This is a genomic window from Shewanella sp. QJM3NY_23, from assembly GCF_056173105.1.
Map to the genome: position 1 here is coordinate 3,812,019 of NZ_CM149657.1, position 13,796 is coordinate 3,825,814.

General features: G+C 46.9%; 12 protein-coding genes. 9 read left to right on the forward strand and 3 right to left on the reverse strand.

What is annotated here, in order from left to right; genetic code table 11:
• Entirely contained in the window at window positions 1-1,317 is a 1,317-nt protein-coding gene (gene paeA / locus AC0VXX_RS16780; RefSeq protein WP_475515199.1) for a polyamine export protein PaeA, read from the reverse strand.
• A 378-nt stretch (window positions 1,318-1,695) separates the two neighbouring features.
• On the opposite strand from paeA, the gene AC0VXX_RS16785 reads away from it, so the two are divergent.
• The 4 genes from AC0VXX_RS16785 to AC0VXX_RS16800 all read left to right on the forward strand — a co-directional run bounded on the left by AC0VXX_RS16785 (window position 1,696) and on the right by AC0VXX_RS16800 (window position 6,105).
• Window positions 1,696-3,219: a YifB family Mg chelatase-like AAA ATPase gene (locus tag AC0VXX_RS16785; RefSeq protein WP_475515200.1), complete on the forward strand. Its 1,524-nt coding sequence runs from the start codon at window positions 1,696-1,698 to the stop codon at window positions 3,217-3,219.
• A 264-nt stretch (window positions 3,220-3,483) separates the two neighbouring features.
• Window positions 3,484-4,368: an acyltransferase gene (locus AC0VXX_RS16790; protein ID WP_475515201.1), complete on the forward strand. Its 885-nt coding sequence runs from the start codon at window positions 3,484-3,486 to the stop codon at window positions 4,366-4,368.
• 27 nt (window positions 4,369-4,395) lie between these two features.
• A complete protein-coding gene (locus AC0VXX_RS16795) occupies window positions 4,396-5,343 on the forward strand; it encodes an acyltransferase (RefSeq protein WP_475515202.1) in 948 nt (315 codons plus the stop codon).
• A gap of 345 nt (window positions 5,344-5,688) precedes the next feature.
• Window positions 5,689-6,105: a hypothetical protein gene (locus AC0VXX_RS16800; RefSeq protein WP_475515203.1), complete on the forward strand. Its 417-nt coding sequence runs from the start codon at window positions 5,689-5,691 to the stop codon at window positions 6,103-6,105.
• 87 nt (window positions 6,106-6,192) lie between these two features.
• Here the strand turns inward: AC0VXX_RS16800 and AC0VXX_RS16805 are convergent, their stop codons facing one another.
• Together AC0VXX_RS16805 and AC0VXX_RS16810 are read right to left on the reverse strand one after the other, a co-directional pair.
• Complete coding sequence (locus AC0VXX_RS16805) at window positions 6,193-7,296, reverse strand: branched-chain amino acid aminotransferase (RefSeq protein WP_475515204.1); 1,104 nt, start codon at window positions 7,294-7,296, stop codon at window positions 6,193-6,195.
• A 139-nt stretch (window positions 7,297-7,435) separates the two neighbouring features.
• On the reverse strand, window positions 7,436-8,218 hold the full coding sequence (locus tag AC0VXX_RS16810; protein WP_475515205.1) for a TetR/AcrR family transcriptional regulator: 783 nt from the start codon (window positions 8,216-8,218) through the stop codon (window positions 7,436-7,438).
• A 329-nt stretch (window positions 8,219-8,547) separates the two neighbouring features.
• Between AC0VXX_RS16810 and AC0VXX_RS16815 the strand changes: the two genes are divergently transcribed.
• The 5 genes from AC0VXX_RS16815 (at window position 8,548) to AC0VXX_RS16835 (ending at window position 13,777) form a co-directional block, all read left to right on the forward strand.
• On the forward strand, window positions 8,548-10,071 hold the full coding sequence (locus AC0VXX_RS16815; RefSeq protein ID WP_475515206.1) for a flavocytochrome c: 1,524 nt from the start codon (window positions 8,548-8,550) through the stop codon (window positions 10,069-10,071).
• Window positions 10,071-10,439, forward strand: coding sequence for a cytochrome c3 family protein (locus tag AC0VXX_RS16820; protein WP_475515207.1), 369 nt, complete (start codon window positions 10,071-10,073; stop codon window positions 10,437-10,439). Before AC0VXX_RS16815 ends, AC0VXX_RS16820 begins: the two co-directional genes overlap by 1 nt.
• 40 nt (window positions 10,440-10,479) lie before the next feature.
• Window positions 10,480-11,613, forward strand: coding sequence for a porin family protein (locus AC0VXX_RS16825; RefSeq protein WP_475517060.1), 1,134 nt, complete (start codon window positions 10,480-10,482; stop codon window positions 11,611-11,613).
• A 176-nt stretch (window positions 11,614-11,789) separates the two neighbouring features.
• On the forward strand, window positions 11,790-12,863 hold the full coding sequence (locus AC0VXX_RS16830) for a DcaP family trimeric outer membrane transporter (RefSeq protein WP_475515208.1): 1,074 nt from the start codon (window positions 11,790-11,792) through the stop codon (window positions 12,861-12,863).
• Between the two features lie 170 nt (window positions 12,864-13,033).
• Window positions 13,034-13,777: a cupin domain-containing protein gene (locus tag AC0VXX_RS16835; protein ID WP_475515209.1), complete on the forward strand. Its 744-nt coding sequence runs from the start codon at window positions 13,034-13,036 to the stop codon at window positions 13,775-13,777.
• Window positions 13,778-13,796: the final 19 nt, after the last annotated feature.

Genomic DNA, 13,796 nt, shown 5'->3' on the forward strand with positions numbered 1-13,796 from the left:
CTAGTCGATGGGGAGCAAAAGTTCATCCTGCTTATCGATGCGTGTCACCATCAACTGGTCAACTTTGTAGGCATCAATATCGACCACTTCAAACTTGTAACCAGCGTAATTAACAAACTCGGTACGCTTAGGTATTTTACGCAGCATATGCATCATAAAGCCGGCAATGGTTTCGTAATTTTGGCTTTGTGGAAATTGCTCAATGTTAAAGGCACGCATCACATCTGTGATGGGCGTTACCCCATCCACCAGCCATGAGTCTTTATCACGGGCAATGATCTGCTCTTCACTCTCGTGCAGCGACCACGCGCCCATCACCGCGCTTTGCAGGTCATTAGTGGTAACAATCCCCACAACCAAGGCATATTCATTCATCACCACGGCAAAATCTGAGCGGGTATTTTTAAAATATTCCATGGTTTCAGACAGGCTCAAACTATCAGGGATAATTAAGCAATTACGCACCAATGGGCTGCCCTTAAGGGTGATGCTTTGGCCATTAATCACTTGGATCAACAACTCCTTAGCGTCAACCACCCCTTTAATGCAATCAAGCTGTCCATCACACACTAAAAACTTGGTATGTGGATCGTTCGTGATTTTACGCTTAATATCTTCTTCGCTGTCCTGCAGCAGAAAATAGACTAGGCTCTCACGTGCCGTCATCGCCGAAGTGACGGGAACGGTTTGCATTTCAAACACATTCTCCATCATCTGCTGCTCACCCTTATCGAGTACGCCCGCCTCGGTTCCTGCGGCCATAACCGCGTAAATATCATCCGAGGTAACCTGATCATTACGTACGGTTTGAATTTGCAATATTTTAAACACAAAAGTGGCTAAGCCATTAAAAAACCACACTAATGGACGCAGTAGCACTATGCATAACATCATAGGGCCAACCAAAGCCACAGCCACACGCTCGGGGATCGCCATCGCGATCCGCTTGGGCATTAAATCGGCGATCAAAATAAACAGGCTAGTAACGATGGCAAATGACAAGATAAAGCTTAACTGCCCCAGCCAAGGTTCAGTGACCCAGCCAGTTAAAGCCGCTTTAACATAGGGGGTAAATGCCGACTCACCGACAATACCACCCATAATCGCCACAGCATTAAGCCCTATCTGTACGACAGTAAAAAAACTTCCTGGATGAGCCTGCAGTTTAAGCACTCTTTCCGCGCGTAAATCACCTTCATCGACCATTTGACGCAAACGGATTTTACGCGCCGCAGCCAAAGCTATTTCAGACATGGAAAAGAAGCAACTGATGCCAATTAACAACAAAATAATCAATGCATTATCAACAAAACTCATTTTACACCTAACTCTTCAAGGCAGTGGTCAATAGCGACCGAGCAGCCACCTCTTGGCGGTACATTTGCGTTTAAATCATATGTACGCCTAATCGTAATGAGGTGTGAGCTGCCAATGGTATCGGCTCTAGTGCCAACAGGATGCAACAAGGACTGTCAGCTCAAGTCCACCGAAAACACAATCTCGATGCCAATATGTCGCTCGACAAGACGACAATGTCACAATCTGGCGTCTATATATCAGAAAATAGCCAATAGGCAACATAAATCGGCATATTTTGCTTAAATAACGGGCCCATTTTTAGCTGCTACACTTAGGACTGCGCATTCGCGCTAATGCTAGACTCCTACAAAAGACTAAAAACAAAAGGATTTGTTTATGGCAATTGCCTGCGTCACCACCAGAGCCAGTTTAGGCGTCGAAGCTCCCGAGGTTATCGTTGAAGTGCACCTCAGTAACGGCTTGCCGGCCTTCAATTTGGTCGGCCTGCCGGAAACCTCAGTCAAAGAGGCCAAGGAGCGTGTGCGCAGCGCGATAATCAATGCTGGATTTGAATTTCCGCAGCGGCGAATAACGGTCAACCTCGCCCCGGCGGATCTCCCTAAGCAGGGTGGCCGTTATGATCTACCAATCGCTATCGGTATCTTGGCCGCATCGAAACAGATCCCTGTCGCCATGTTAAAAGATCATGAATTTGTCGGTGAACTTGCGTTATCTGGACATATTCGCCAATGTCAGGCCCTCTTGCCAGTGATCGTTTTTGCCCGCAAGCACCACAAGTTCTTAATCTTGCCCCTCGGCAACCGCAGCGATGCCGAACTAGTCGGATACCACAACAGCTTTTTTGCCACTCACTTACAAGGAGTGAGCGCCTACCTTCACGGGCAACAATCCCTACCGAGTATTGCCACTGGTTTAGAGTGGATTGCTAGCGATGCGCCGTCGCAATCAACCTGCTTAAGCGATGTGATCGGTCAGTATCAAGCTAAGCGCGCCTTAGAAATTGCTGCAGCCGGCAACCACAACTTATTGTTTTTGGGGCCTCCAGGCACAGGTAAAACCATGTTGGCCAGCCGGATCATTCAGCTGCTGCCACCTTTGAGTTATGACGAAGCGTTAGAGGTGGCTGCGATCCATTCTGTCGCGGGGCAGACCGTACCCAAAGCCCAGTTTTATCAGCGCCCTTTCCGCAGCCCCCACCATACTAGCTCGCCTATCTCACTCGTCGGCGGGGGCAGTCACCCCAAGCCAGGGGAGATATCTTTGGCTCACCGTGGAGTCCTCTTTTTAGATGAAGTCGCTGAATTTCCTAGAAAAGTGCTCGACTGTTTACGTGAACCTATGGAAACTGGCGAGGTAGTTATCTCACGGGCGGCGGCTAAACTCACCTTTGCCAGTCGCTTTCAGCTTATCGCAGCCATGAACCCCAGCCCCTGCGGCGACACCGCAAACGCACGAGCAACACAAGATCAAATACAGCGCTATCTGTCACGCTTATCGGGCCCGTTTATCGATAGATTTGACCTGACCATAGATGTCCCTCGACTACCCGAAGGCACCTTAACGCAGCAACAACATGCCGCCGAAACCAGCGCGACAATCGCGAGCAGAGTAAAGGCCGCTCGAGAATGCCAACTGAGCCGTGCTGGCGTATTGAATGCCGAGCTGAGTGGCAAACAGCTGACGCAAACCGGGGGATTTTCGCAAACGGATCTGGAATTTTTAGAGCAAAGTGTCAATAAACTTGGGCTTTCAGTAAGAAGTTATCATCGACTGCAGCGCGTAGCCCGCACCATTGCCGACTTAGCACAATCTCAAACGGTAGATCGCAGTCATATCGCCCAAGCCTTAGGTTATCGCGCCATGGACAGGCTACTTAACAGCCTGAAAAATAGTTATTAACGCCTCTAATCTGTTAATCATTTTGCGCTTAGTTTTCAAGTTTGATGTTTTTATGGAAGGCTTGAGCGATGATGCTTAGCCTGCTGCGATGGCTAATGCTACAACGGCCGCCTCGCATAAAGAAAAGGGCCGCGCTTTTGAGCGATGGCTACGGCGTTAAAAACAGCAGTATAAAAAATGAAAAATACCCTCTGATATTAAGGGCATTGAGCTAAAGCCCTAGGCCGAGTAACATAGGTCTCCAAATTTTTTATGGGGAATTTAATGGGCTCTGTTATATCGCTGATCAGAGGCAGCCTGGCATTTAGCTGTTATGTTATTAACACCATCTTCTGGGTAATACCTATCTTATTGGTAAGTATAATAAAAATAATCCCTATCGGGCCATTACGCACAGGGTGTAGTTATATACTCGATCATTGCGCGACAGCATGGATCAGTGTTAATACCGTCATTGAGCGCACCTTTCATCCGGTCGAGATTCTAATTGAAGGCGATGCCGAGCTGTCGACAAAAGAGTGGTATATGGTGATCGCAAATCATCAATCTTGGGTCGATATTCCGGTACTGCAACGCATATTTAACCACAAGATCCCATTTTTAAAGTTTTTCCTCAAACAACAGCTAATTTATGTGCCCGTACTGGGCTTGGCTTGGTGGGCGCTCGATTTTCCTTTTATGCGCCGCTACACCAGCGCGCAACTGCGTAAAAACCCTAAGCTTAAAGGCAAAGACATAGAGATCACTCGTAAAGCCTGTGAAAAATTTAAATATAAACCTGTGAGTGTAATGAATTTTGTCGAAGGCACCCGCTTTACTGCGGCCAAACATAAAAAACAAGATTCTGAGTTTAAACATTTGCTTAAACCCAAGGCGGGCGGAATGGCATTTGCTCTGTCAGCGATGGGCGGACATATCCACAAACTGGTCGATGTGGCCATCTATTATCCCGGCGATATTCCCAGTTATTGGGATTACATCTCGGGTAAAGTCAAGCAGATAAGAGTCCATATAAAGGTATCAGATATCGCTAGTGAAATGCGCGGTGACTACCTAAACGATAGAGCGTTTAAAATCGGTTTCCAGGATGAGTTAAACCGCATTTGGAAAGAGAAAGATAGCGTATTAGACAAGCTCGCTAAGCAATAACATGTGATAAAAAGGGACTTCTAAAGGATGTTAAATTTTTTGCCCGGCCCAGTATTATTCGCACTCAGCATGATGTTGTTGATCATCAACACTGTCTGGTGGAGTAGCCTCATTTTTATTGGCGGCCTAATAAAGTTACTGGTGCCGATAACCGCTTTTAGAAATATGCTGACCCACATGATGAACCGCTTTATGTGGGGCTGGGCATCCTGTAACGGCGGTATTTTATATCTCATCGCCAAGATAGAGTGGGATATTGAGGGGCTAGAAGGGCTACGTAAAGATGGTTGGTATTTACTGATTAGTAATCATCTTAGTGGCTTCGACATTGCTGCACTCACCTACGTATTGCGCAACAACATTCCGATGTTAAAGTTTTTTCTCAAAAAAGAGCTGCTATACGTACCGTTTTTGGGGCTAGGTTGTTGGGCCTTGGATATGCCATTTATGAACCGCACTAGCGCTAAGCAACTAAGAAAAAATCCTAAGTTAAAAGGCAAAGATCTACACACAACGCGGCGTGCCTGCGAAAAATTTAAAACTATCCCTACCGCCATTATCAATTATGTCGAGGGCAGTCGTTTTACCAAAGAAAAACACGCACGCCAACGCTCACCTTATCGCTATCTGTTACGCCCTAAAGCGGGCGGCATCGCCCTCACGATTTCGGCCATGGGCGAGCAATTTACCAACCTATTAAATGTAACCTTGGTCTATCCAGATTCTGAAGGCGACACCCTCTCAGAGGTGATGCAAGGCAAAATCAAACGGATTGTGGTCCGCATAGAAACCTTGCCAGTTCCAGAGGTCGATGATGCTCGCTATTTTAGTGACGCTGATTGCCGCGCTCAATTTCAGCGCTGGCTCAATGGGGTTTGGCTGCAAAAAGATGAGCAGATCCATCAAATATTGCAGCGTTACCACTCTCAAAAACTAGTGGCCAACAAGCTAGCATCTAGCCCAACTCAGCAGTAACCCGCTTCGTTACTAACGATAAGCGCGCAGCGTAATAGCGCGCTCATTAATCGCTAATTGCGACCCACCCTAATCAAGCCCTTTTCCATTAAATATATCCCATTGATGCAAATAGACCTCTCTATACCTACCTGAGCCCCAAGCCAGAATTAATGACCCACCGCGCCACATAACCACATAAATAGCACTGCCCCCCCTCATCATGAAAACCCACTGCGGCGATACAATTGATAATAAGGTATATCTTTTGCCAACATTATGGCTACATGTTAGTTTATAAATACAAAATAATTAACACGCCTGCTTGGTCACAGTACTAAAGCGATATAAATAATAGGATGGGTCATGCAACCCTTTTTTGACAGGCATATTATGTTTAACAGACCACATCAATCATCACTGCTCATGGCGGCGCTGTTACTCATAACGGGATTATTAACTGGCTGTCAAAGCAGCTCAATGCATAACTACTCGGCGGCGCCGGTTAATGTCACGCCCTCGCAATTGAGTCGTTACTGGGTAGTACAAGACAGGGCTATCGATTGGCAGTTAGTCGCCAACCAATACCCCAACTTACATCGGATTAATGTTCAATTTGATATTAATAGCCAAGGTAGCATGGTCAATCTTGCCATTGATGAGCTCTATAAAGACCAATACGCTGTAATTGCAGAGCTTGAATCCTATAAATTTAAAGCAACCGCTGAAAACGCCAACGCGATGCCTGTGCGTGTTAATGCCACCATATTGCTCAACGAATAAAGACCTAAAATGGCCTAAATATTAGATAAAAAACATATAAAAAAAGCGCCGAGGAAGGCGCTTTTTTTATGAATATCACGGTAATGACTAACGCGATATAGCTGGTTCAACTCGCTCAACCCGACCAAGCCAACCGCTTGGCGCAGGACGCAGCCCTTTTTGAATATCGGTTAACACTTGGTAAATACGCCGAGTATGCTCACCCACTTCACCATTACCTACCGTGACCACACGGTTATCTTCGAAAATATAAGAACCCACCGGAGAAACCACCGCGGCGGTGCCAAACCCACCCGCTTCGATAATTTCACCTGACTCAATATCACGAATAAACTTATCCAGCATCACAGTCTCTTGGCGCACTTCGCAGCCTAACTGCTCACCTAAATCCAATATTGATTGCGAGGTAATGGACTTTAAAATGGTATCGGTAAATTTAGGGATAATAATGGTGCCATCTTTGAGCACATGGAAGTGGTTCATCGCCCCGACTTCCTCAATCTGCTGGTTATTAGCATCAAGATAAAGCACCTGCGCAGCACCATACTCGGCTGCAGCCTTACCCGCTTTCAACGATGCTGCATAGTTACCCGCCGCTTTAGATGCGCCTGTACCACCGGACACCGCACGATGAAAACGCTTACTTATAAGCAGACGAATTGCCTTATCGAAACCATCAGCGTAATAAGCGCCACTCGGGCTCAACATCACACAAAAGGTGTATTGCTGACTCGGGCTCACCGACAATCTATCCTCTGTGGCAAAGATAAACGGGCGAATATAAAGACAGGCCCCCTCTTGCATCGGGAACCACAAGCGGTCGACGTCAATTAAGGCATTAATACCCGCCAGCTGCATCGCTTCGGGCAGAGCTGGAATACAGAGAATATCGGCACTGGTATTAAGACGCTCGGCATTTTTATCTAAACGAAAAGTATAGATCTCACCATCTTGGTGCATAAAGGCTTTGGCGCCTTCAAACACGGATTGGCCATAATGCAGTGCAATGGCACCAGGAGCGACCTCAAACGGGCCATAAGGGACAATTCTAGGATCTCGCCACTCACCGTCGCGATAATCCATCAAAAACATATGATCAGTTCTTAGGTTACCAAAACCCACATTGGTTTCAGGCTCAAACTGCTCAGTACGACGTTCACATGCAGGTTTTAAATTATAGTTTATGTGCATTGCATACCACCTTGATTACTGAATAAGCAGACTATGGATGCATCGCAATAAAGTCAAGCCAAACGACAGCGTTCAGTAAGCCCGTAGGCATATGCTTTAGTACAAGTTTGTGAACGTTACAGTAACAAATTTAATTCTGCTATTCGCGTTGACGAGTACAAGTTGACTTAGCATTAAGATCGACCTGTGACAGAGCACTGCACGCTGCGCAGCTCATATGGTCACGATAGTGCTGATCAAAAAATTTCACCGTGCGTGCCTCTAAACAATCAAATAACTCATGGGTAAGCGGCTGCAGCCATTTATATTGCCCCATCAATTTAGCAAGATGGCGATAACAGGTCTCGCGGCGATTAGACAAGTACTCAGGTGCAATGAGCTGGCTTTCAAATTGGGTCAAAGATCCGGTTAAATAGAATACGATTCCCTGCACTAACTCTTTAACTTGTAGCGGTGTCGCCTCAAGTTCCCCCTTAGCCACAGCAGCATTGAGTGAGTCGGTAAACCATCCCCAAAACGCATTGATACGCTTTTTAAAACGCTCAACCTTTTCATCACTGGCTAGCTGCCACACCATGGTATTAACCGAGACAGAGCGTAGCGTAAAGAAGCTTTTTGAGCGTTTAATGGTTTCAAAGGTAAACATAATAGGCAGCAGAACCTTCTCTTGCTCACTAAGGTCTGGGTATTGAGCAATAAAGATGGGCAGATGATTCGAGGTCGCACTTCTTAAAAATAAGCACACCAATACATCCTCTTTGCGCTCAAAGAATTTATACAAGGTCCCAGTAGAACACCCTACTTCTTTAGCCAGTTGAGAGAACTTAAATGACACTATGCCCTGAGTCTCAATGAGCCGCTCCGCCGCATCAAGAATTTGGTTGCAACGCATCATAGGTAATGTTTCAGAGGGGCACTTCATGCTCTTCGCCTTAATATCAATTTAGCTGAAGTATGCTCCAGCAACTTACCGTAATGACAGCTGATGCTTAATGTATCGGGATAAACCTCACGCTAAATAGGCTTTATTGGCAGGGTTTGTGAATTACATCAAACAAAGATTGGCATAAAAAATATCGGCTCCATATAAACTCCCAGCAACAATGGGCAGCGAATAAAAACATGCAAAAAAGTTATTCGGGACATGGCTCACGAATAAGTTTGCCACTGAAAAAAAGCCGTGACTTACTTCACCTTTAACCAAGTGCAGAACCTCTATCTTTCTCTCACGCAGATGCAGAGGACAATCAAATGCACAACAGAAGAAACTTTTTAAAACTAAGTGCGGGTGCCGCGCTTGGCGGGATAGCCGCCTCTATGCCCGGAACCGTATCGGCCAGCGAATGCAACACCATCGAATGGGATGAATCCCACGACGTTATTGTGGTCGGCTCAGGTTTTGCTGGTCTATCGGCCGCATTAAACGCCAAGCGCCAGAGCATCGGTTCGGTATTGGTGTTAGAGAAAATGCAAGTGATTGGTGGCAACTCTGCCATCAACGGCGGCTGGTTAGCCATACCTAAAAACCCTACTCAGTTAGCCCAAGGCATCAAGGATGATTCACCCGAAGAGCTAGTAAAAGATCAGATCATCTCGGGTCGTGGCATGCAAAATGAAGATGCACTGCGTCAAATCGCTAACCGCTCGCTCGATGCGTATAACTTATGCGTAGATACTGGCGTTAAATTCCGTGAAGGCTTTAACATTCAGGTGGGTGGCCACAATAAAGCACGCGCCATCCGTACTCAACATGGCACTGGCGGCGATATCACCACCAAGCTTTATGAAGCGGGTGTAAAAGAGGGCGTAGATTATCGTCTGCAGCACTACATCGAAGACTTCATTATGGATGGGCAAAAGATCATCGGCGTTAAGGTACGTAAAAATTACCGTTTCCCAGATCTAAAGACTGGTACCACAATATTCATCAAAGCCAACAAGGCGGTTGTGCTAGCTAATGGTGGCTTTGCTCGAAACATGGCGCTGCGTGAAGCGGTTGACCCTTCACTTGACCCAACCCTTGATTGCACTAACGCGCTCGGCGCAACCGGTGAGGTAACCCTGACTGCTATGGCCCATGGTGCCCTGCCAGTGCACATGAACCTTATTCAAACAGGTCACTGGGGATCGCCTGATGAGGGCGGATTTGGTTGGTCTAACGCCTTGCTTTCTATCGGTTGGCATCAAGGCGCGGCAATCAGCGTGCTCAACGGCAAACGCTTTATGGATGAGCGTGCAGACCGCAAGACCTGCTCTGAAGCCATTATGAAAAACCGTAATGCTGACGGCAGCCCCGCGTATCCAATTGTACTGTTTAACTACAGCAACTACGCCAAAGACGATCGAGTGATCCGCGCCTTACGCGACAAGATGGCGTGGAAGCTCGACTCATTAGATGAGATAGCGGCTAAGTTCGATATTCCTGCGGCGCCATTGAAACGTAGCATCGCTGAATACAACACCCATGTTGAAGCCCGCAAAGATCCGCTCTTTAACCGTAAAATGGACACGGCTGAAGTGTTAACCGGCCCCTTTGTGGTATCTCGCATCTGGCCAAAAGTGCATTACTGCATGGGTGGACTAAAAACCGATTTAGGCGCTCGCGTGATCGATGGCCGCTCGATGGCATCCATCAAAAACCTCTACGCGATAGGCGAAGTCACTGGCGGCATCCATGGTGAAGCCCGTTTGAGTTCTACCTCCTGCCTAGAGTGCCTAGTGATGGGCATAGTGGTTGCAGAAACCATCCAAGCCGACCTTCAAGGAGCTGTCTAATGAACAAATTATTACTGAGTTTACTGCTAGGCCTTGCGGTTTCAGGCAGCGCTATGGCGGGCGACCTCGTCAAAATGAAAGGCAGCACCCAAGGGCGCGTGAACCACGAGTTTATCTACCAAGATGGTTGTCAGACTTGCCACCAAGACTCAGGTAAAAAGAATGCGACCGACGCTGCCTGTGTTGAATGCCATGGCGATATCAACAGTATTGCAGTCGATGAAAGCAAGTTAGCGATCCCCGAAGCGCATCCGCACAAATCACTGCATTACAACCAAGGGGCAAGCTGCTTAGCCTGTCATGGCGAGCACGAGAAAAAAGCGCCCGTCTGCGCCGAATGCCACCGAACTTGGTTTGGTGAAATGTAATAGTTTCTGCTGTAAATACTAAAAAGACTAATAGGAAATGATGATGAGAAATACCACTAAGTTTATGCTGTCGATAGTGGCAACGGCGATAGCACTTTCAGGCTCAACCGCTTTCGCGGCTGAGCAAGAAGATGGCATCAAGGTTGGCGGCGCCGTACGTGTTAATTACGGTTACAAAGACTACGATGAAGCCTCAAAAGATAAGGGCGGAGACTTTTCTTTTGATATGGCTGCGATCAAATTTGACGGTAAACAAGGTGACTGGGGGCTTGCGGCAGAATACCGTTTTACCTCAAGCACTAACTATATCAAATATGGTTACGGCTTTTACGACATCGATCCAGACTGGCAGCTACAGTTTGGTATTAATAAAGTGCCGTTTGGTAACCGTGATTTCATCTCCAACAGCTGGTGGTTTGGCCTACCCTACTACCTAGGCTTTGAAGATGACCATGATGTGGGTATCAAAGCTATTTATGAAAAAAATGGCTGGCACACTGACTTAGCTTTCTACAAAAATGCAGAATACGGCCCAACAGAAAACAAACGTTACTCGACCGACCTATACACAGGCACCATCAATGGTACCGAGTATAACAACGAAGAGACCAACCAGCTCAACGTTCGCCAAACTTACACCGCTGAACACCAAGGCGGCCAAACCACCATTGGTGGCTCGGTGCAGTATGGCCAAATCTATAACAGCAAAACAGGTAATAACGGCGACCGTTACGCCGTGGCACTGCACTTAGACAGCAGCTTTAAGGGCTGGAACTTACAGATGCAGGCCATGCAGTATGAGTATGATGCCGCCGATGCTGAAGACCCAAATAAAATCGGTGTCTCTGTGGTGAGTTGGCAGTACGCAATTGCCGCTAAAGGCCAAGCTTATAACGTTAATATTGCAAAAACGTTCGATACCGATTGGGGCAGCGTTAAATGTTACAACGACTTTGGCTTAATGACGCCCGATGTCGATGACGACAGCTATGACAACAGCATGCAAAACGTCACTGGCTGCGCGATTTCAGCTGGCCCAACTTACACCATGGTCGATTTTGTAATGGGTAAGAACATGACCTTCTCTACCGCCAACAACGACCATGTTGGCCTACCAGAGATGGGCGATAGCTGGGACAAACGCGTTAACATTAACTTTGGTTACTACTTCTAAAGCTATATGACGTTACCGGCAGAAGCGAGGCTGCTCTCACTTCGCTTCTGCCAAACTCTGGCGACTCTTTTAGATTCTGCCAACATTTAGATTGGTTACGGCACCTCCCCGGCTACCACCCCCTAGATGGTTCTCACTCTTTTTCAACTTTCTCTGACAGCCCACTTTAAATAATTATGAAATTAATAACTAAAACATGCATCTGTATCTGTTTGATTAGCTGTTTCTCCACTCCATTAACGGCAAGTGAATACCAATTTGGCGGTTTTCTTAAAACAAATGCGCGCTTTGTCGATGGCAACATCGCGTTTCAAGACAGCTGGACAGGCGGTGGCAGCGTCACTGATGCCACTAAGAGAACCCAGTTTAATGCCGCAGAGAGTCGCTTTAATATGGGGATAGAGCATGGCGATGTCATAGGGTTTGTGGAAGTCGACTTTGCAGGATCATCGCAAGGTAATGCGGTGTTTTCTAACTCCTATAGTCCGCGCCTTAGGCATGCCTATATCGAATACCAAGGTGTTACCGTAGGGCAAAGCTGGTCAACGCTGGTCAACAGCAGTACGTTTGCTGAAACAGCCGACTTAGGCGGCCCGCTAGTTGGCCAAGCGATGGTGCGTCAAGCGCTGATAAAATTAACCAGCGGACATTGGCAACTGGCATTAGAAAACCCCTATACCTATGGCACTCAAACAGAGACAAAAACCACAGGTAAGCAATGGATAGAGACTGACAACGACTATGTGCCCGATGCGATTATTCGCTATAACCAAGGCGGGGATTGGGGCAACGTCTCACTGTCGAGCTTGTTTCGGTATTTAGATCCCGAAGACACAGCCCAATTTGGTGCTGGAGTGTCTCTCGCCACCAAGCTAAACACCTTCGGCCGTGATGATATTAGGCTGCAACTGCATTACGGCAACCTTGGCCGTTATGTCGGTACCGATGCGGCGCGTGACATCATAAAGGGTGAATTAGAAACAACCAAAGCGGCAATGCTGGCTTATCGTCATTTCTGGACCGAGCGCACGCGTTCAAGCCTATTTTACGGCCGCACAAAAACCGATGTCGAAGCCACTGACCGCGCCCATATTGGCCTCAATGTTTTTACCAATTTAACCCCAGCGTTAGTACTGGGCTTTGAAGTTGGCCGCTATCAAATCGATGACACCATCAGCTCATACCATGAGACTGCTCCGGCGCAGGGCGCCTCTAATTACGTCCAACTCAGCATGCAGCTTCATCTGTGATCGCGTGGATAGGTAAGATTATTCGCGAGCTGAGTCACGAATAATTTTGCTGTTAAAAATGCGGCGTGATCCAATTCACCTTTACGACAAACCAATCACTTTATTGTTAGCTCAAGCACCAATTTACAAGCAAAATACCGCAGCATTGCGGCACTAAAAATAGGATAGGAATGATGAAACTTAAAATGATGTTTGGTATTGCAGCACTAGCATCAACTGCTGCAGTTGCCCAAGGGCCACAATGTAACCACGCCCAACTCCCTTACCAACAGATGACGCCAGTACCATACGACAGCACACCATATGTTCCGCAAGACACTATGCCTGAGCAGTGCAGCAACCCTGAAGTTGAAGCCTATATTGCCGCTTGGGAAGCGGGTAAGATTGATTTCAACACCATTCAAGCCAACGATAGCATCGCGATGGATCAGCGCTTCTGTAAGACCTTGGATGACGACGGCAATATTCTAGAAGTTAAAGACTGTGATCGTACTAAGTCACCCGTTGGTTACATCTGGAAAGAGCTGTCAGACAGCCCTGTGGTTATTGGTATCACAGATGGTGGCAAGTCAGATCACGCACCACATTTTCATGGTCAACCTGAGTGTTATTACGTCGTTAATGGTGAAGGTCAAACACTGGCCGATAATAAGTTTAATAAGCTAGGTACTGGCCAATACTTCTACATTCCAGGCGCTACCATTCACAACACCCCTATCATGTCTGATAAAGGCTTAGGTGTGATGTATTGGTATCCAAACAATGCCCATTTCGATGGCTTTAAATATTACTGGCGTAAAGACGTTAAAAACCTTCGCGTTGCCGAAGAAGCCTTTGACCGCGTAGATGCCATCCGTAAGCGCGATCTCAACTTAGGGCCATACGGCACTAACGAAGCTTTCTTTAAAAAGTAACCAGCCGCAATAGCATTAC